General features: G+C 62.3%; 18 protein-coding genes and 1 tRNA gene. 11 read left to right on the forward strand and 8 right to left on the reverse strand.

Translation table 11 applies throughout. From position 1 onward, the window contains the following. Window positions 1-79: 79 nt before the first annotated feature. The 3 genes from ICL81_RS04015 to ICL81_RS04025 form a co-directional block, all read right to left on the reverse strand. On the reverse strand, window positions 80-1,093 hold the full coding sequence (locus ICL81_RS04015) for a type IV toxin-antitoxin system AbiEi family antitoxin domain-containing protein (RefSeq protein WP_188033675.1): 1,014 nt from the start codon (window positions 1,091-1,093) through the stop codon (window positions 80-82). A gap of 254 nt (window positions 1,094-1,347) precedes the next feature. Then, window positions 1,348-2,748 (reverse strand): O-acetylhomoserine aminocarboxypropyltransferase/cysteine synthase family protein, encoded by a 1,401-nt coding sequence (locus ICL81_RS04020; protein ID WP_188033676.1) that lies wholly within the window; start codon window positions 2,746-2,748, stop codon window positions 1,348-1,350. After that, entirely contained in the window at window positions 2,745-3,983 is a 1,239-nt protein-coding gene (locus ICL81_RS04025; protein WP_188033677.1) for a MalY/PatB family protein, read from the reverse strand. The genes ICL81_RS04020 and ICL81_RS04025 overlap by 4 nt, the downstream gene beginning before the upstream one ends. Window positions 3,984-4,052: 69 nt before the next feature. Between ICL81_RS04025 and ICL81_RS04030 the strand changes: the two genes are divergently transcribed. Then, complete coding sequence (locus ICL81_RS04030; RefSeq protein ID WP_188033678.1) at window positions 4,053-5,645, forward strand: deoxyguanosinetriphosphate triphosphohydrolase family protein; 1,593 nt, start codon at window positions 4,053-4,055, stop codon at window positions 5,643-5,645. Between the two features lie 57 nt (window positions 5,646-5,702). Here ICL81_RS04030 and ICL81_RS04035 read toward each other — a convergent pair whose 3' ends face one another. Continuing rightward, window positions 5,703-6,398: a CoA pyrophosphatase gene (locus tag ICL81_RS04035; protein ID WP_188033679.1), complete on the reverse strand. Its 696-nt coding sequence runs from the start codon at window positions 6,396-6,398 to the stop codon at window positions 5,703-5,705. A 76-nt stretch (window positions 6,399-6,474) separates the two neighbouring features. On the opposite strand from ICL81_RS04035, the gene ICL81_RS04040 reads away from it, so the two are divergent. The 3 genes from ICL81_RS04040 (at window position 6,475) to ICL81_RS04050 (ending at window position 8,851) form a co-directional block, all read left to right on the forward strand. Beyond that, window positions 6,475-7,053, forward strand: a complete 579-nt coding sequence (locus ICL81_RS04040; RefSeq protein WP_188033680.1) for an RNA polymerase sigma factor — start codon at window positions 6,475-6,477, stop codon at window positions 7,051-7,053. Continuing rightward, window positions 7,050-7,892, forward strand: a complete 843-nt coding sequence (locus ICL81_RS04045) for a hypothetical protein (protein ID WP_188033681.1) — start codon at window positions 7,050-7,052, stop codon at window positions 7,890-7,892. Before ICL81_RS04040 ends, ICL81_RS04045 begins: the two co-directional genes overlap by 4 nt. A gap of 89 nt (window positions 7,893-7,981) precedes the next feature. Further along, window positions 7,982-8,851, forward strand: coding sequence for a hypothetical protein (locus ICL81_RS04050; RefSeq protein WP_188033682.1), 870 nt, complete (start codon window positions 7,982-7,984; stop codon window positions 8,849-8,851). Window positions 8,852-8,866: 15 nt separating this feature from the next. Here ICL81_RS04050 and ICL81_RS04055 read toward each other — a convergent pair whose 3' ends face one another. From ICL81_RS04055 to ICL81_RS04065, 3 genes are all read right to left on the reverse strand, one after another. Continuing rightward, window positions 8,867-9,127 (reverse strand): hypothetical protein, encoded by a 261-nt coding sequence (locus ICL81_RS04055; protein WP_188033683.1) that lies wholly within the window; start codon window positions 9,125-9,127, stop codon window positions 8,867-8,869. A gap of 370 nt (window positions 9,128-9,497) precedes the next feature. Then, complete coding sequence (locus ICL81_RS04060; protein WP_188023425.1) at window positions 9,498-9,773, reverse strand: acyl-CoA carboxylase epsilon subunit; 276 nt, start codon at window positions 9,771-9,773, stop codon at window positions 9,498-9,500. After that, a complete protein-coding gene (locus tag ICL81_RS04065; protein WP_188023424.1) occupies window positions 9,770-11,374 on the reverse strand; it encodes an acyl-CoA carboxylase subunit beta in 1,605 nt (534 codons plus the stop codon). Before ICL81_RS04065 ends, ICL81_RS04060 begins: the two co-directional genes overlap by 4 nt. Before the next feature lie 102 nt (window positions 11,375-11,476). On the opposite strand from ICL81_RS04065, the gene ICL81_RS04070 reads away from it, so the two are divergent. Then, window positions 11,477-12,394: a biotin--[acetyl-CoA-carboxylase] ligase gene (locus ICL81_RS04070; RefSeq protein ID WP_188033684.1), complete on the forward strand. Its 918-nt coding sequence runs from the start codon at window positions 11,477-11,479 to the stop codon at window positions 12,392-12,394. 88 nt (window positions 12,395-12,482) lie between these two features. Here ICL81_RS04070 and ICL81_RS04075 read toward each other — a convergent pair whose 3' ends face one another. After that, entirely contained in the window at window positions 12,483-13,691 is a 1,209-nt protein-coding gene (locus ICL81_RS04075) for a pyridoxal phosphate-dependent aminotransferase (RefSeq protein WP_188033685.1), read from the reverse strand. Between the two features lie 156 nt (window positions 13,692-13,847). Here ICL81_RS04075 and ICL81_RS04080 point away from each other — a divergent pair. The 6 genes from ICL81_RS04080 (at window position 13,848) to ICL81_RS04105 (ending at window position 19,234) form a co-directional block, all read left to right on the forward strand. Next, window positions 13,848-13,923 (forward strand) — tRNA-Trp (locus ICL81_RS04080). A 55-nt stretch (window positions 13,924-13,978) separates the two neighbouring features. Beyond that, complete coding sequence (gene secE / locus ICL81_RS04085; protein ID WP_188033686.1) at window positions 13,979-14,251, forward strand: preprotein translocase subunit SecE; 273 nt, start codon at window positions 13,979-13,981, stop codon at window positions 14,249-14,251. Window positions 14,252-14,305: 54 nt separating this feature from the next. Next, window positions 14,306-15,175 carry a transcription termination/antitermination protein NusG gene (gene nusG / locus ICL81_RS04090; RefSeq protein ID WP_188033687.1) on the forward strand — a complete coding sequence of 290 codons (870 nt, stop codon included), beginning with the start codon at window positions 14,306-14,308 and terminating at the stop codon, window positions 15,173-15,175. 472 nt (window positions 15,176-15,647) lie between these two features. After that, window positions 15,648-16,745, forward strand: a complete 1,098-nt coding sequence (locus ICL81_RS04095) for an acyltransferase family protein (RefSeq protein WP_353055412.1) — start codon at window positions 15,648-15,650, stop codon at window positions 16,743-16,745. A 144-nt stretch (window positions 16,746-16,889) separates the two neighbouring features. Beyond that, the gene (locus tag ICL81_RS04100; protein ID WP_188033688.1) at window positions 16,890-17,672 is read left to right on the forward strand and encodes an ABC transporter ATP-binding protein; all 783 of its coding nucleotides are present in this window, start codon (window positions 16,890-16,892) and stop codon (window positions 17,670-17,672) included. After that, window positions 17,654-19,234 carry a hypothetical protein gene (locus ICL81_RS04105; protein ID WP_188033689.1) on the forward strand — a complete coding sequence of 527 codons (1,581 nt, stop codon included), beginning with the start codon at window positions 17,654-17,656 and terminating at the stop codon, window positions 19,232-19,234. The genes ICL81_RS04100 and ICL81_RS04105 overlap by 19 nt, the downstream gene beginning before the upstream one ends. The last annotated feature ends 118 nt before the right edge of the window (window positions 19,235-19,352 follow it).

The raw sequence follows: 19,352 nt of genomic DNA on the forward strand, positions 1-19,352 counted from the left end.
GAGATCGATAGTTTCTGCGGTGCGAAAGGGGTCGTTTCGAGAGAAACGGCCCCTTTCGCCGTGTTTAGGGCGCTGCAATTCATACGAGAAGTTCCCCGCGTCGAGGCGCCGAACGGGGTGGGGTGGGGATCCGCATCTGTACAAGCCACCGCGAAAAGTCATTGACCGAGCGAAGTTCGGTGGCTCCCCATCGGATGAGGCGCTTGCCGGTCTGCCCGACAATCCAGTCGGTGCGGCGCTTCTCCTGTAGCAACACGGCATCGGGGGAGCGGCCCGCGAGCATTGTCGGATCGCGGTATTTCACCAGCCCGTCGACTTCGCCGAGTACGTTGTGCTCCGGCAGTTCAAAGTCGAGCCGGTACAGCCCGCCATCTCGAGCGCGCACCTCTACCTGGGTTCGAGTCAGGTGTCCGAGCGCCGTGAGGTAGAGCCTGCTGACGCTTTCCAAGGGCGAATCGGCGGCGGGATCCACGATGCCAATGAGATTCCGTGCTCGCCGGCAGCCGCGCTGCATTTCTTCCGCGTCCATGGTTGTGAGCAACGCTGATTTCCATGCGCTGAGCGCGAGCCCGCCGGCCGTGGTGTGCCGCGCAGCCTGGTCAAGCACGCCGATCGCGACCTCGTGCGTGGACGTGCACGCGACATCGAGCGCCGTGCGATCGAGCGTAGTAAACCGCAGGCCGTATCGCTCAATAGTTTGCGCTGGGTCAGTGTGAGCAACGCTGGTAGAACGAACGCGCGCCTGCTGGAAGCGGTAGATCGGCAGACCGTGCAAGATCGCCGCAGAGTGGTGCGAGAAGACCGGCAGGGTGACCGCCGTGCGAGCCGTGGCGACAATCTGCGTCAGGTGTCGGGCTTCTGGTGACAGATCACGCCAATAATCGTGGGCAACGTAGACTCCGCGGCGGATCCGCACCAACTGTTTGGCCTCACACCGCGCGGCGATCTGCTGGTCTGAAAGCCCGAGGCGCACAAGCTGGCTGCGGGTGCGCAGTTCGGCATCTGCGTGCGCGAGTGCGTCCGCGATGGCTTGGTCGCAGGGCGGGCCCGGGGTCGAACGTGACGGGTGGTTTGGAGACAACGTGTTGAACATGCCACGAGTTTGGTGGGCTGGCGGCGGACGAACAAGGAACGAAATCGACGCTTGTGGATAAGCTTCGCGGCCCTGCGCAGACTCTGCCCGACGCGCCCTCAACCCGTCGAGATTAGGGTTTTCTGCCGAAAACGCTCCTTGCTCACGCAAGAAAGGCCCTGTTTCGGGTGAAACAGGGCCTTTCGGAGGGTTGGACCCTGGGCAGCCAGGGGGCAGCCAGGGGGCAGCCAGGGGCAGCCCGGGCCAGCGAAGAACTACAGCGCGGCGACGCGATCGAGGCCAGCGCGCAGATCCGTGATGAGGTCTTCGACGCTTTCAATGCCGACTGATAGACGCAGCAGGCCGGGGGTGATGCCAAGGCGCTCGTTGATCTCGGGCGTGAAGCTCGCGTGGGTCGACGTTCCGGGGTGGATGATCATCGAGCGGGTGTCGCCGATGCCGGTCATGCGAGAGAAGATGCGCAGGCCGTCGGTGAACGCCCGTGCGCCTTCGATGCCGCCGCGCACGGTCACACCGAAAACGGAGCCGGTGTTTGCGTAGGTGCCGGTCGCGTCGAGACCGTAGTCGCGTGCTGCGAGGTCGAACAGCGGGTTCGACGGCAGGCCGGCGTAGTCGACAGATTCCACCTCAGGCTGAGTTTCAAGCCATGCTGCGATCCGCTGTGTAGACGCAACGTGACGTTCCATACGCAGTGACAGGGTTTCCATGCCCTGCTGCAGCAGGAATCCGCTGAATGGTGAGAGAGCCGGGCCGATATCGTTCACGACCTGTTCGCGGGCTGCGCGGGCGTATGCGTGGGCGGTGCCGAATCGCTCGAAGATCGAACGAGCGCCAGGTCGAGGTGCGTTGTTGATGAGCGGGTAGCTTCGGCCAGCCGCCTCTGCTGCGGGCCAGTCGAACGTGCCCCCATCAACGATCGCGCCGCCAACTGCGGTGCCGTGACCGGTCAGGAACTTGGTCGTGGAGTGCACGACGATGTTCGCGCCGTGTTCAATCGGACGGATGAGCGCCGGGGTGCCGACAGTGTTGTCCACAACGAGCGGAAGATTGTATTTCGCTGCAATTGACGCGATCCTGTGCAAATCGGTGACGTCGTTGCGCGGGTTCGGAACAGTCTCCGTGTAGATCGCCTTCGTATTGGGGCGGATCATCGCCTCCCACTCGGCATCGTCGTTTGCGTCCCAGACGTAATCGACCTCGATGCCGAAACGCTTGAAACTACGACCGAAGAGAATGCGGGTGCCGCCGTAGATCGACGCGGTCGACACGATGTGATCGCCACTCTGTGCGAGTGTGAAGAGCGCCGACGAGATTGCTGCCTGGCCGCTCGACACTGCAACAGCCTCGGTTCCACCCTCGAGCGACGCGAGACGCTGCTCAGCGACCGTGTTCGTTGGGTTTCCCTGTCGAGAATAAATGGCCGAAGGAGGCTCTTGTGGGAAGACGTCAGGCTCTTCCATTGAACCGCGTGCTGGGCGACCCTGGAATCGCGCGACGCAGTCATCAAAATCTTCGAAGACGTAGCCAGCTGAGAGCGCAAGCGGGGGGATCCGCACGCCGTGGTTCTGGTCTTCGTACTCACCAACGTGTACCTGACGGGTGTCGAAGCCGTACCCAGCCCAGTCGTATTCGGGGCGTACTGCTGCTGCGCTCATCGTACGGTTCCTTCGACAGTAGTGGTGTGTGTATCAGCGGCTGGAGTCGAGGGGAGAATAGCGGCAATTCTGCGGATCGCCTCGCGGATCGTCTCAGGCGCACACGCGAGGTTGATCCGCACATGGCCTTGGCCACCCTCACCAAAGAACGCACCGTTGTTGAAAGCGACCTTTGCATCATTCAGGATGCGCTCGTAGGGATCGTCACCGAGCCCAGCCTCGCGGAAATCAAGCCACGAAACGTAGCTTGCCGCGGGTCGCGTGTGAACGACCCTGGGAAGGTGAGCGGAGACGAGCTCAGCGAGCAGGTCATCGTTGGCCTTGATCTGCGCAATTGCTCGGTCGAGCCAGTCACGGGCCTCAGTGAATGCGGCAACACCAGCGTGCAAACCAAGGATGCTCGAACGGGTGACTGCTTCGGGCGGCAGCTTGTCGAGCAGTTCCGCCGAACGATCGTCAGCAGCGACCAAGACTGCACACTTCGCGCCGGCGATGTTCCACCCCTTACTCGCAGAGGTCGACGCGAGCGCGAGAGTGCCAGCCTCTGCCGCGACCGGCGCGAACGGCATGAACGCCGCGGGGTCGTGAACCAGCGGAGCGTGAATCTCGTCCGAAACAACGAACACATCGTATTTCGCAGCGAGTTCAGCAAGTGCGGTGAGCTCAGCATGTGTAAACACGATGCCGTGCGGGTTATGGGGGTTACAGAGAATAAATGCGTCAATGCCCGCAGCGAACTCGCGTTCGATTGCTTCGAGATCGAGGCCGCCAGCTTCGTCGGTGCCGGGACCGGGCACGACGAGCGGTACCTGCACGGTCTCAAACGAAAGCTCCTCAAGCATCTCGAAGAAGCCGGGGTACGTCGGAACCGGAATCGCGAGTCGGCCGCCAGCAGGACGACCAACGCGAAGCGCCTCGACGACGCCGGTAGCGACATCGGTGACAAGGCGCACATGATCCTCGTTGACGTCCCAACCCCAACGGTCGCGGGCAAAACCTGCGAATGCGGGAGCCAGCGGGCCCGGGCTGTCGAGGTAGCCAATGTCCGAGTTCTCGATCCGCTCAATGAGTGCGCGCTTGATCTCGGGTGCGATCGTGAAGTCCATCTCAGCGACGAACATTGGAAGGATGTCGGCGGGGAACCGCGTCCACTTCAAGCTCGTGCGTTCGTTGCGCAGCAGTGCGGGGTCGAGTGCGGCAAACGGGACGCCGCTGGGATCGGTACAGTCGCTCATACTCTCATCTTCACGCTCGCGACCGATTTTGCCGAACCCTTTTGTAAGCGGGTGTCATATTCTGAGGACATGGAGACGTTCGCACGCAACCGCACCGCTCGCCGCCACGCTGAGCTTGAATCCTCGCAGCATGCCGCATTTGAACAGGCGCTGCAGTTCGCAGAGAGTCCAGATACGCCCGAGGCCTTCCGAGTAGATCTTGAACGAATTCGGTTCTCTTCCTACTTCGCGCGACTCTCAGATGTGACCCAGGTCGTCCCGCAGACAGGCGTTGGCCCGGTACTGCACAACCGACTCACGCACTCGCTCAAGGTCAGTGCAGTGGCGCGTGTCATTGCTGCACAGCTTGCGGGGCACGCTGCACAGTGGGAAGCGTTCGAGCGCGGAGAGATCCCGGAACGTGACGATACTGGGCGCATCGTCGTAGCGCTCGGCGGCTGTGACACCGTCGTAGCGCAGGCAGCTGCCCACGCGCACGACCTCGGTCACCCGCCCTTCGGCCACCTCGGGGAGCGCGTGCTCGACCGCCTCGCCCGCACCCGTCTCGGCCTTGCCGAGGGCTTCGAAGGCAACGCGCAGACGTTCCGTATTGTCACGCACCTCGATACCCTCGGCCGCGATTTCGACGGACTGAACCTCACCGCGGCCACGCGTGCCGCGACGCTCAAGTACCCGTGGACGCGGGCGGCGTGGGCAGGCATCCCGCTCACTGATATCGAAGCGGCGGATCGCCCCCGCGGCGCAGGCGTCAACGTCGAAGCGGGTGCTGACAAGTTTTCTTCCTACGCGCTTGAAGCAATCGAGATGGAACAGGTGTTGGCGGCGTTCCCTGCGATCCCGTCAGGGATGCAGACCGTTGAGTGCGCAGTCATGGACCTCGCGGACGACATTGCCTACGCCGTGCACGACCTCGATGACTTCGCGAAGGCCGGTGTGCTGCAGCGGGGCGAGGTGCTGCGCGAGTTCTCGTCGTGGCTCGCTGCTGAAGGGCTGCTCGCCGCGGCCAACGAGGCTGAGCTTGATCCCCGAGAGCCTGGTCAGTCGCTCGAGTTGCTGTGGCGACGTCTGCAGCTCAAGGACAGCTGGATCGCTGAACATGATGCGTTCGCCGAGGCTGTCCGCATTGTTGCCGAGGAAATTGGCGACGGGCTGCTTGCCGTGCCCTACGACGGTGGCATCACGAGCGAGCGCGCGATTTCTGGCTTCACGCGTCGATGGATCGAGCGCCTGCGCTCGTCAATCGTTGTCGATGAACATCCCAATGTTCGCGGCGGCTACGTGCGGCTCAACCAGCGGGCTTGGCACGAGGTGATGGTGCTGAAATTCGTGCACGCACACTTCGTACTCGAACGTCCTGAGCATGCCCTGCGCCAGCGTGGACAGTCGCGCATTATTGAGAGCATCACGCTCGGGCTCGACGCATGGCTGTCTGACCCAGTTGACGCGTCACATGCACCAAGAAGCTTGCTGGAATGGGTGGAGGAAGGCACGCAGGGCCTGATGGAACTTCGAGATTCGCGCCCAGATCTACTCACCGGTGACACGTCAACTCCCGGCTTGATCCGTCAGGGTCGAACTCGTGCAATCCTTGACTACGTCGCAGGTCTCAGCGACCAGCAGGCCGTACAGGTACACGCACAGCTCAACGGAACGGTGCTGTAGCGCGGGGCCCCATCTGACGCGCGCTCGATCGGTTGATACCCGGGCGGAGCGTGAGGGCTACTTACTGAGCGGAAACTCGTGCTTCCGATCCCAGGGCTGGGCCCAACCCAGTTCGTCGTACATCGACGAGAGAAGAATGCCAGTGAACCCCCACACGATGTGACGCCCCAACTTTGGGGTCAGCTGGAATGCGGGGCCACGGTGTGAGAGCCCGCCGCGGCGAAGCACTGAGGTTCCGCGTGACGCAGGGTCGAGCATGTCAGCGACCGGCACACGGAATACTTCGACCGACTCGCTTTCGTCGGCACGTACCTCGCTTGGTGCGCACCACCAGCCGACAACAGGGGTCACAAGATTGTTGCTCACCGGGATTGCGACTTCGGGAAGCGTTCCGAGCACCTCGACCCCGGCAGGGTCGAGTCCAGTCTCTTCGTTCGCCTCGCGCAACGCGGTTGCAATGGCATCGGGATCGTGAACCTCGGCCCCGCCACCTGGGAATGAAATCTCCCCGGCATGATGCCGCAGCTGTGATGAGCGCCGCATGAGCAACACGTCAAGATCACGTGAAACCGGCGACGAATCTGCCGTCAAGCTTGGCTTTCGGTCAAGTGCGCCAAACAGAATTAACACGGAAGAACGACGGTACGGCCGATCGTTCGGTGGGGCTTGCGGAGTGATCCGCAGATCCATGCCTCGCTCAAGGAGCGCGCACAGTTCTTCGCGTGCGCGCGCAACATCGGGAGTGAGAGACATATCGAAAGCTTAACCCTGCGAATGTATTCTGAGCCGGAGCTGTAACGACCAGCCTCTAGCCGGACATGTGAAAGATATGGCCCATACTCAAGATCGCGAGCGCGCGTACCGACGTCTCTTTGCCGACGTCTACGATGACGCGTTGCGGTTTGCCCTGCGAAGAGCTGAACCCACCGACGCCGAAGAAGCCGTCGCCACCGCGATGACGGTCGCGTGGCGTCGCTTCGACCGCGCCCCAGAATCCTTTGATGCGCGTCGTGCCTGGGTATTCGGGATCGTGCGTAACACGCTCCTGAATGAGCGACGCGGAACCGCGCGACGCCGCGCACTTGCCGTGCACCTGGCCGCGCACGCAGATCGCGCCGAACCGACGACGGATACCGAATTGCAAACTGTCGAGTTTCGGGCGGATCTTTCCGCCGCATGGAGACAGCTCTCCGACGCGCAACAAGAAGTGCTCGCGCTCGCGATCTTCGAGCAGCTCGACGCGGAAACCGCTGCAGCCGCACTTGGCATCAGACCTGGAACCTACCGCGTGCGCCTCACCCGCGCCCGATCCGCGCTACGAACACTACTCGCCGATACGGGCACAGACGCAGACACTGGCTCGACCACCCCATCAACCCCAAAAGCCACGGCACAGGAGGCACGATGAATATTGATGACAAGATCCGCGCGCTTGATGCTGCGGCGACCCGTCCTGACGTTCGCCAGCGAGCGGCGGCGGATCGGCTACTCGAGGAGATTGTAAGTGCGCCGCCAAAGCGCCGCCAGCCCCTGCGCGAGCGACCGCGAGCGGGTCTCACGATGCGCGTCGGCGTGGTCGTTGCGTTAGGCGCGTGCGCAGCGGTGGCGATGCTGGTGTTGCCGCAGCAAGGATCCGCCAAGGTTCCCGCAATCGCGACCTGGACCGCAACCACCGAGCCCGTCACCCCCAACGAACTCGACATAACACGGGACGCCTGCCGCGCGACGCTCGCCGAGTTCGACCTGGAGATCCCCAAGAGCCCGACCACTGTGCTGTCGGAGAGGCGTGGTGATCTCATCGGCCTGACGCTGTGGGGCGCGGATCCAGAGACAGCCCTTACCTGCCTTGTCGAATTGCCGCCCGGTGCGAGCCGGGTAGTTGCGGCAACAGGTGGCGCGGAACTCGGCGACAGCGCGGCACCTGCCTCACCTCCGGGGAGCATGGTCGGTGGAGTCGTGTGGTATCTGGATCTTGCAGGAGGCAAAGCATCGATCGCATCGGGCGCAGTCGGGCCGGATGTCACGGCCGTCACTGTGCGCTTTGGCGACACCGCTGTGCAAGCGACGGTTGCAGACGGACGTTATGCCGCATGGTGGCCAACATCGGACCTTCGTTTGTTTTCGTCTCCGCACCCCTTCGGGCAGACCACCTTCGACCTCACGCTCACGGACGGGACGACGAAAACTGGGGTACAACCCCTGTCACCCGAGGAAGCGGAGGAATGGAGCAGCCAAACGGGTGAGTGAGTGCTTGGTGAGTGACATCCACTCGCATCTTGCGCAACTACGGTCACGTTCGTGGGTAGCCTGGAAGGAACTGCAAAGGTGGAGCCGCAATGAACCTCGAAATGTATCGCCACAATGCCGATGCTGGCCAGACAGCGCCGGGGTCGAACGAGCTCCTCGATGCGGAGACACCCCTCGATGCCCTGCCGACGCGGAGACAGATGATTCGCCGCCGCGTCTTTTGGGCGGTTGGCGGCATCGTCGCAGCAGCGGTGCTCGTCGGGATCGCCGCTGTGGTCATCCTTCGAAATGATTCCGTGGTTGAGATAAACGCGCAGTGGACGGCCGAGCCTTCGGCAGTTTCAGACGCGGATCTGGCCGTTGCGGTGGCTACGTGCAGCGGAGAGGAAAGCCTGTCACAGGTTCCCATGACAGTTGCATCCACACGTGTGCTGGCTTCAGAGCGACGTGGAAATGCTGTGGCGATATTGTTCGACGGGAACAATGAGGTGGGAGGTTACGGGAGCTGTCTCGTCGCCTTAGTACCAGGATCGAAGACCTCCGAAGTTCTGCTCAACGGCTGGAGCGGGCGTGACGGGACAGCGCCTGAGTACACCCCGGAACCCGATGAGCTTTTGAGCGAAGCCATGTTTGGCAGTGAGGGACCCGACGGACCAAATGCAATGACGGGTGGCGGCGTTGGAGCAAATGTGGCCGGAGTCACCCTGTACGTTGGTGATCTTGCAGTTACTGCGACCGTGGCGAACGGGAACTACCTGTTGTGGTGGCCGCAGGGAGAGCTTGACGAGAACGGCAACTACCTCGTTCCCGATACGGGAGCGGAGGAATACGAAGAGTTCTTCGGCACAGAGCAGGACATGACCTACGACCTGCACCTCAAAGACGGCACCACGCTTGCGGGTCTTGATTTCTGGGCGATCGATGATGACGACCCCGGAGTTTTGGCGACAGCAGAGTAGCTTCGATACTCGGCCCTACTTGAGCTGTTGCCGAATGCGTCGTTTCGCGAGCAAGTAGAGCGTGCCCGCAAATGTCGCGAGCGCACTACTGACGCAGATGACTGTCGCGCTGCCGTACAACCCGATCGCAAGCGTCACGGGGAGGCCGCGATTGTCTCCGGAGCGCAGTGCAATGACGTAGTGCACCGCAGCGAGCGCAACGCACACCATTGCGAGGAATACCGCGATGAGGGCGACAACAATGCTGACCTGCGTGACCTTCTTGGTGAGCCACATCGGAACCTCCCGCGCTCGCACTCTTCAGACTGCATGACAATTTCTACAGAAATTGTTCAGAGCGTATTCGCTGAGATACTCGGCCCCGCAAGGCCTGACGCGGGATGAGCCGAGAACTGTGCCACGGCTGCTGGCGCTGCTGGCACCGGCCAGCCAGTACATCACAAGACCATGGCGCAGGTGTGGGCGCCGCCGCCCAGAAACGAGTCAACGCCGCGAGATCGACGCTTTCTGCCGAAAACCATAGTTTCTAGGCGTAGAAACTCATGATCTCGAGAGAAAGGGTCGATCTCGCGGGGTTGGGATGCTCACGGGGCCAGGCCGGGCCAGGCCAGGGCCGAGCCCGAAAGCCAGGCTCGAGCGGCAGAAGCTAGCCTTCGATGAGCAGGTCTGCGATGCCTTCTGAGACGCGCTGCGAACGAGCCCAGGGCTCGCGCTCGCGGCGTTCGCGACGCTTTACACGGCGCGCTTCGTCAGCGCGTGCCTGCGTGAGCACCGCGATGACTGCCGCGCGCTCCTCGTCGCTGACATTCTTCGTGACGAAGGTGATGTCTTCGCCGCGAAGTACCGAATCATCCGAGCCTGCCTGCTCGCGGCGCAGGGCGTCGCGAGCAGAGGCGTCGGGGGGAAGCAGCTGATCGCTCACAGCGGGATGTTGCCGTGCTTCTTAGCGGGCAGTTCTTCGCGCTTGCCACGGAGACCGCGGAGCGCCTTGATGACTGCGAGGCGGGTGCCGGCGGGCTCGAGCACGTTGTCGAGCTCGCCGCGCTCAGCCGCGAGGAACGGCGACGTGACGTCTGCCGCGTACTGCGCGGTGAGCTGTGCGCGGAGCGCCTCAACGTCTTCACCGCGCTCAGCAGCAGCTGCGAGCTCCTTGCGGTAGAGGATGTTGACTGCGCCTGATCCGCCCATAACGGCGATCTCAGCGGTGGGCCACGCGATGTTGAAGTCCGCGCCCATTTCCTTCGAGCCCATGACGATGTACGCTCCGCCGTAAGCCTTGCGGGTGATGATGGTTACGAGGGGCACGGTCGCCTCTGCGTATGCGTAGAGGAGCTTCGCGCCGCGGCGAATGACACCCTGGTGCTCCTGGTCAGCACCGGGTAGGTAGCCGGGAACGTCAACGAGGGTCACGATGGGAATCGAGAATGCGTCACAGAAACGCACGAAGCGTGCGGCCTTTTCGCTAGCGGCGATGTTCAGCGTGCCAGCCATCTGGTTGGGCTGGTTCGCGACGATACCGACCGAGCGGCCCTCGACACGGCCAAAGCCGATGAGGATGTTCGGCGCGAACAGCGGCTGCACCTCGAGGAAGTCGCCACCGTCGAGGATAGCCTCGACGATTTCCTTCATGTCGTAGGGCTGGTTCGGGCTGTCAGGGATGATCGAGTTGAGACGACGATCCGCCTCAGTGATCTCCAGAACGGCCTCGCTGTCGTACACGGGAGCTTCTGCGAGGTTGTTGTCAGGCAGGAAGCTCACGAGGGTACGTGCGTAGTCGAGTGCGTCGTGCTCGTCGCTTGCGAGGTAGTGCGAAACACCACTCGTCTGGTTGTGCGTGAGGGCACCGCCGAGCTCTTCGAAGCCGATCTCCTCGCCGGTCACGGTCTTGATGACGTCGGGGCCGGTGACGAACATGTTGCTCGTCTTGTCGACCATGATGACGAAGTCGGTGAGGGCGGGTGAGTACACCGCGCCACCAGCCGAGGGGCCCATCACGAGCGAAATCTGGGGGATGACGCCGGAGCACTTGGTGTTCAGACGGAAGATCTTCGCGTAGTTCGAGAGCGAAACGACGCCCTCCTGGATACGAGCTCCACCCGAGTCCAGAATGCCGATGAGCGGCGCACCGGTCTTGAGTGCGAACTCCATCGCCTTGACGATCTTCTCGCCTGCGACCTCGCCGAGCGAGCCACCAAAGGTGGTGAAGTCCTGCGAGAAGACGACAACCTGACGGCCGTGAATCTCACCAGCGCCCGTGACGACTGCGTCGCCGAATGGGCGGTTGTTTTCCATACCGAAACCGTGCGAACGGTGGCGTACGTACTTGTCGAATTCGACGAACGAACCCGGGTCGAGGAGCGACGCGATGCGCTCACGGGCGGTCAGCTTGCCGCGAGCGTGCTGCTTTGCAGCAGCGGCAGCGTCTCGGTCACCAACGGCCTCTTGGTATTTGCGTCGATGGTCGGCAATGCGTCCGGCGGTAGTCGCCAGATCTTCCGGGGAGAATGAGTTCTCTGCAGTCACGTCCTCCAGACTATCGCGGACCCCATGCTGAAAGTGGGAGAGGTTCTCCAGCGGGATCGGTAGATCGTTGTGGAATGATCACAATCAGGTACGCTCGCCCGTATGAACCTGCCACGCTCCAGCACCGCTCTGCCCCGCGTTGAATGGCGAGAGCGGACATCCTCCACCAACGCCGAGCTACGTGAGCTCGTTGAGCGTGAGGGTGCCGCGGTTCCGCATGGCACGGTCCTCGCGACCGTCCAGCAGACGGCTGGCCGGGGTCGTCTCGGCCGCGGCTGGGAGATGCCCCCTGGCACTGGCCTCGCGATGTCGATGCTCATTCGGGGTGGGGGCGGATCCGCGCCAACAAGCCTCGACATCAGCTGGCTCCCGCTGCTAGCCGGATCTGCGGTCTCGGCCGCGCTGCAGCCCTTCTTCTCTGAGTTGACTGAGCGTGCGCTGGAGAATGACGAAGAGGTTCCTGAGACGCGGCGCGTCGGTGTGAAATGGCCGAACGACGTTCACGTGCGCGACGAACATGATGCGGAACACAACAGCCCTGGCAAGAAACTCTGCGGCATTTTGTGCGAGATGCTGCCGAACGGCGACGTGATCGTTGGCATGGGCATCAACCTGTTCATCCCAGAGTGGGATCTTCCGACCGAGCGGTCGACGTCGCTCCTCGCGGCCGGCGCCTACCTCGGTGACGACATCTACGAAGGTGACGAATTCACGTTCGGTGAGCCGGGGATTTCGGCGTTCGATCCCCGCGGCGCAGCGATCCTCGACCGGGTCATGAGCGAAATTGGCACGGGATTGCTCGCGCTCGTGGCGCGCTCGAAGAGTGAGGCGCAGGGGGTGCGGATCCGCGCCGCTCGTGACTCCGTGACGCTCGGCAGCGAGGTTCGCGTGCACCTGCCCGGTGGTGAGATTGTGGACGGTCGCGCCGTGCGACTGGCCGACGACGGTGCGCTCGTGGTTGATCGCCCGACGGGCAAGCAGCTCGTCGTCCACGCTGGCGACGTCGAGCACCTGCGATAGCGAGCGAGCGTGCCTGCTGGCTCCGGCTGCAATGCAAGAGGCCGGGTCCAGCTGAATCGCTGGGCCCGGCCTCTGTGTTTGCTAGGGGTTAGTTGCCCTCAGCCATGAGTGCCTGGATGCGCTGTACGCCCTCGAGGAGGGGGCCCTCGCCGAGCGCGTAGCTCAGGCGGAGGTAGCCGCCGCGGCCGAAGCCCTCGCCGGGAACGGTCGCAACCTCAGCCTCGGTGAGAATGAGATCAGCGAGCTCGAGCGACGTTGCGGGCGTGATGCCGCGGTACGTCTTGCCGAGTGCGCCAGCAACGTCGACGTATGCGTAGAACGCGCCGTCAGGCATCGGGCAGTGGAAGCCGGGAACCTTGTTGAGCTCGTCAACGATGAGGTTGCGGCGGCCTTCGAAGGCAACGCGCATCTCTTCGATGGGCTCCTGGGGGCCGTTGAGTGCTGCGATCGCGCCACGCTGAGCGAGGTTGTTCACGTTCGAGCTCATGTGCGACTGCAGGTTCGCTGCACCCTTCATGATGTCCGAGGGGCCAACCATCCAGCCGAGACGCCAGCCGGTCATAGCGTAGGTCTTCGCAACGCCGTTGACGAGGATCGCGCGGTCCTGGAGCTCAGGAACAGCCTCGACGATCGAGGTTGCGCGAACGCCGCCGTAAACGAGGTTCTGGTAGATCTCATCGGCGATGACCCACAGGCCGTGCTCCTGAGCCCACTCGCCAATGGCCTTGGTCTCCTCAGCGGTGTAGACAGCGCCGGTCGGGTTCGAAGGCGAAACGAACAGAACTGCCTTGGTCTTGTCGGTGCGTGCTGCTTCGAGCTGCGCAACGGTGACCTTGTAGCCCTGGTCGGCGCCGGCGAATACCTCGACGGGGACGCCGTCAGCAAGCTGAATCGCTTCGGGGTAGCTCACCCAGTAGGGGGCAGGAACGATGACTTCGTCGCCCGGATCAAGAAGAACCTGGAACGACTGGTACACGGCCTGCTTGCCGCCGTTAGTGATCATGACCTGCGATGCCTCGACATCCCAGCCCGAGTCGCGAGCGGTCTTTGCTGCGACAGCGGAGCGCAGCTCGGGGAGACCCGTTGCTGCGGTGTACCGGAAGTTCTTCGGGTCATCGAGGGCGTCGCGTACGGCGTCAACGATGTGCTTGGGCGTGGGGAAGTCGGGCTCACCAGCGGCATAGCTGATGACCTTTCGACCCTCTGCCTGAAGTGCTTTTGCCTTAGCGTCGACCTTCAGGGTCGCGGACTCGCCAATGGCCGAAATTTTCTTTGAAAGACGGGAGATGCTGCTCACGGCATTAATCGTACCTGGAATCCGTATGCTCAGTTCGACATTTGCTTCGGAATCCCGTAATGTAATCCGAGGTAGTTGACTTCTACCAAAATTTCTTGTGCCTGACACCCTCAGCATGAGAGGGTTTGGTGGGTGAATTCATGGTCAATGAACCATAGGGTGGTGGCGCAATTGGTAGCGCAACGGTCTCCAAAACCGTAGGTTGCAGGTTCGAGTCCTGTCCGCCCTGCCAGATACCCGGTCGCAGATAACTGCGACCGGGCACCTGTTGGGAAAGGAAAGCCTGAATGAGTAGTACGGAAGTTGAAGGCGTCGATCCGATCGACACTCGCGCTCATTCGAGCGATGCAAAGAAGCGAGGCTTCTTTGGTCGAATTATCCTTTTTATCCAGCAGGTCTTCTCCGAGCTTAAGAAGGTCATTACTCCGACCCGCAAAGAGCTCGTGAACTTCACGCTCGTTGTGATCGGCTTCGTTGTCGTCATGATGGCACTCGTGTGGGTCCTCGACCAGGTATTCGGTTGGCTTGCAGTGTTCGTGTTTGGTTCGCTGCCCGCCTAATCGGCTAGCGCGAGACGTACACGTTCCCCCTACAGAAGCAAAGGCAGCACTGAGATGACTGAGAATCAGATCAACCCCGAGGCAGATCTCGACGCAGCGCTCGACGCGCTGGTGCAGTCGACCGATTCGGTCGCTGATGAGGCTGTAGAAGACGCACTCGATATTGATTCGGCAGAAGAGGCAAACGCCGCTGCTGCAGCTATCGAGGACGAAGAGACCGAAGCAGACGCTGACGCCGCAGTTGATGGCGACGCTGATGCTGAGGCAACCGAGGGCGAAGATGGCGAGTCGGACGAGACCGATTCGGCTGTTGATCCCCTCAAGGCTTTCAAGAAAGATCTTCGCCGCCGTCCCGGTAAGTGGTTTGTTATCCACACTTACGCTGGCTACGAGCGCAAGGTGAAGTCGAACCTCTGGAACCGTCGTGAGGTCATGGGCACCGTAGATGACATCTACGAGATCCAGGTACCCATGGAAGAGGTCATGGAGGTCAAGAACGGCCAGCGCAAGATGGTCACCCGCGTTCGTATCCCGGGTTACGTTCTTGTTCGTATGAACCTCAACGAGGACACCTGGTCGGTTGTCCGTCACACCCCTGGTGTGACCGGCTTCGTGGGTAACGCTCACAACCCCGTACCGCTGCGCCTCAACGAAGCTTTCGAGATGCTCAAGAGCACCGTCGAGCTCGACGCAACCGCAACTCAGAAGGGCTCGGCAGCTGCAAACGCAGTCGCGCAGGGTCAGGTTGAGATCGACTTCGAGATCGGTGAGACCATCACCATCAAGTCGGGTTCGTTCGAGGGCCTCCCCGGTACCATCAGCGAGATTAACCCCGCATCGGGCAAGCTCACCGTTCTGGTGTCGCTGTTCGAGCGCGAGACTCCGGTCGAGCTCGGCTTCGACCAGGTCACCAAGCTTGCGTAACTAGCGCTTCGCGCTCGCGCTTTGGCGCGTAACCCCGCGAGATGGGGTGTTTCTCTCGAAACAAGGCCTTTCATGCAGATGAAAGTGTACTTTTCGAGAGAAACGGTCCATCTCGCGGGGTTTACTTGTACCCGGAGTGGAGTGGCGGCCAGGCTAGCTTTGGGGTTACTTGCCTGCGGGAATCCGGCGAAGCGGCGGACCTGCTTCGACATTACTTGCTTCGCCGGGGAAAGAATGGGCCGGCCTCGCGGCCGGGCGGCCTTTTCCTTGATCTGCGGTCCATCGGAGTCCGCGTTGGCTGTTCGCGTAGGCCCGTGGCGCTCTCAACCCCTCGAAACGGGGCTGTTCATGTGAGAGGACCCGTTTCCTGCGCATGAAAGGCACCTTCTCCGGAGAAACTACCGATCTCGCGGGGTTAACGGCGAAAGGGGCAGGGTTAGCCTCACGAAACGGAGACCCGTAAGCTTGCAGGGTGAACTCTGTGACTTCCGTGCCCAAGGTTGCGGCGCCCCGCGTACGCGTAGCGCTCTGGGACAACGCCCGTTTCGTGCTCATCGTGCTCGTCGTGATCGGCCACATGATCTCGACGATCCGCACCACGACCGATTTCGGCTTCGCGGCGTACGCGTTCCTCTACCTCTTCCACATGCCGGCGATGATCATGCTGTCTGGGCTCTTCGTGAAACCCGAGGTGAACCCGAAGGCGATCCGATCGACTATCCAGCTCATTGTTATTTGGCTGCTGTGGGAAGGCATCTGGGCGATCATCAAGTTCGTCGTGAATGACCAGACCCCGGGCAAGGGCTTCCTTGTGAACTCCTCGTGGACACTCTGGTTCCTTGTCACCCTCGCAACCTTGCGAATCATTTTCCCGTACATTGCACGTCTGCGTCACCCGCTGACGTTCTCAATTGTGCTTGCTCTGATTGGCGGCCTCAGCCCGGTCATCGGAACGAACTTCTCCGTCGCCCGCACCCTCGCATTCCTACCGTTCTTCGTCATCGGTTGGAAAATCAAGGACCGCAACCTCCTCGGCGGCGACTGGTTCATGCGCCCGCGCGCGCTTACCCGCGTCGTCGCTGCCAGCACCCTCGCCCTCATCGCGGCCGCGTTCTTCCTGCCTGCGATGCACAAGAGCAGTTGGCGGATCGACAAGTGGCTCACCCACCGAGACAGCTACCAGTGGCTCTTCAACAACGCGCCCCTGGGAAATCTCGTTCCAGAAGGCTGGTTCGCCACCGCAGGGCTCGGCATCCTCATTACTGCGCTCTTGATGTTGATTGCCGGCATCATGACTCTCGCCTTGCTGATTCTCGTGCCGCGCGCAGAGAACGGCATGACGCCATGGGGTTCGCGCACACTTTTCGTGTACCTGCTGCATGGCGTTGTCATCTGGAGTCTTCGCGAGGCCGGTGTCATCGATGCTGCTGGCGAACTGGGCAACTGGGGCTTCATGATTCTTATTGTGGGTGCGATCGCGCTGTCGATGCTGCTGTCGATGAAGTGGGTGACCAAGGTGTTTGCCATCGTCGTCGAGCCGAAGTTCGACTGGATGCTGAAGCGCGACTGACACCCGATCCCAGCTCGCGCTGGCGCGGCTCACTCGGGCGCTATGCCCGGGTGAGCAACATGGGACCTCCGCATCTCGTCATTCGGCGCGCAGGTCAGCGCACACTCTTGATCGTCGTCCAGCCGCCAAACTAGGCTTGATGGCATGACGGGTAACCAATCGGGACAATCGGGCGAGGCCGCCCTGCGCATCTCTGGGCTTGTGAAGCAGTTCGGGGAGAACCTCGTGGTGGCAGGCATCGACCTCGAGGTGCCCACCGGCTCCTGCTACGGTTTGGTCGGCCCGAACGGCGCTGGCAAGACGACGACGCTGTCGATGGTGACCGGCTTGCTGCGACCCGATGCAGGGCGTGCCTGGATCCACGGCGTAGACGTGTGGGAAGACCCGGTTCCAGCGAAGGCAATGATCGGCAACTTGGCCGACGGGGTCCGGCTGTTCGACCGGCTCACCGGCGAGCAGCTGCTCACATATACAGCGATGATCTTTGGCGTCCCGCGCGAAGAGATTCCCCAACGCGTAGCCGACCTCATTGCCATGATGGATCTCGGTGCAGCGGCAGGCAAGATGGTCACCGACTATTCGGCCGGCATGACGAAGAAGATTGCGCTCGCATGCGCGCTCGTCCACGCGCCGAAGCTGCTTGTGCTCGACGAGCCGTTCGAGTCCGTTGACCCGGTCTCGGCTGCCAACATTGAAGACGTACTGCGCAGCTACACCGCGTCCGGCGGCACGGTCATCGTGTCGAGCCACTCGATGGATCTGGTCCAGAGGCTCTGTGACCACGTCGCGATCATTGCTGCGGGGCAGTTGCTCGCGGCAGGCACGGTTGATGACGTGCGTGCGGGCGAGACCCTGCAGGAGCGCTTTCTCTCACTCGTGGGTGGCCGCCACACTTCGGAAGGGCCGACGTGGTTGCGACAATCCTAAAGCTCCGTTTCCGAATTCTCGGAAACACCCTCACCCGGAGTCCCTGGCGCATCGTCGGCCTCGTCTTCGGTATCTTCGGTGGCCTCTGGCTCCTGTTCCTCGCCGCAGCTGGCATGGTCGGGCTGCTGGTGTTTGCTGACGCTGATGCGACGCGATCCGCCGTCGTGATTGGTGGCGCCGCGCTCACGCTCGGCTGGGTCATCGGCCCACTGGTGTCGGCTGGCATGGATTCAACCGTCGACGCGGATCACCTGGCTCCGTTGCCCCTCTCTCGCACGCAGGTCATGCAGGTGCTTATGGGCACTGGCCTCACCGGTGTTCCCGGCATCATCACGACCTTGGCAGCGCTCACGACCGTCATTGCCTGGTCGCGCTCGCCGATCTCTGCGATCATTGCGGTGCCTTGCGCATTCATCGGCGTCGTCATGTGTGTGCTCGCGAGCCGTCTGCTTGGAGCGGTCTCAGCTTCGAGCGGTGGTCGCAGATGGCAAGAACTCCTCGGCACGATCGCGCTCTTCCTGCTGATCTTGACTGGGCCGATCATGACTGCTGTCACGGCCGTGCTGTCCGATATGACCGACCTCGCTGGCCGATTCGCCCAGCTGACCAGGGTGCTGGAATGGACGCCGATCGGGGCAATTTGGGCGGTTCCCGGTGACGCGCTCGCGGGCAATTGGCTCCTCGCGCTTGCCCGACTCGCGATTGCGCTTGTGACGATTGCCGCGCTCTGGTTGCTCTGGGGCTACACGCTTGATCGTCGCGTCAGTACGCCAGCCAAGAAGTCGACGCACACCGCAAAGGCAGGCGAGCTCGGCCTCTTCGGCAAACTGCCGACCGGGCCGTTCGGCGCGACTTTGGCGCGGTCGCTCACGTTCTGGCTGCGCGATCCGCGCTACATGCGCCAGCTCATCGTGCTCCCGCTGTTCCCGATCCTCATGCTGTTCACTTCTGGCGTGCAAAGCATCCCGTTTGCTCTTTCAGGCGTCTTCGCCGCGTTCATGATGTGCACGGCGACGTACACCGACGTCTCCTACGACGGGACGGCATTCGCTTCCGTCTTGGCAACGGGCATGCGCGGGCGCGCGGATCGGGCCGGTCGGCTCCTTGCCTCAGCGATCGTCATCACCCCGCTGATTCTGCTGCTCGCCATCATCCCGCCCATCGTGGCGGGGTACACCGAGTACCTCGCGGCCGCGGTTGGCACGGCGGTCGGGGTGCTCTTCGTTGGCTTTGGTGTCGCGGCGGTCTCGTCGGCGCTGATGGTCATGCCGGTTGCGGCTCCTGGAGACAACCCGTTCAAGACGGTGCCGGGGCAGACATTCTTGAACGGTCTCGCCGTGTTTGCCGTCATTGGTGTCACCGGCCTGCTCAGCCTGCCGATCGTCGGTCTCTGCATTGCGAGTATCGTGATGTCATCGGCGGTGCTCGGCTGGGTGACGCTGGCGGTCGGTGTGATCTGGGGCCTCGTCGTCGCAGCGCTCGGCATTGTGTTCGGTGGCAATGCGTTCGACCGAAATGCGCCGCGCCTGCTCGCGAGCATCCGCGCGTTCCCGACCGCTTGATGAAGCCTCGCTTCACTGGGAACTTCATCGACAAACGAGATTACCGAGTTTCGATAGATCGTGAAGGGGTAGAGACGCGCCGTCAGGAGGGCCCCATGGGAACGCAGGCGCCCGAATC

It is taken from the genome of Leucobacter sp. cx-328 (assembly GCF_014530035.1).
Classification (GTDB): Bacteria; Actinomycetota; Actinomycetes; order Actinomycetales; family Microbacteriaceae; genus Leucobacter.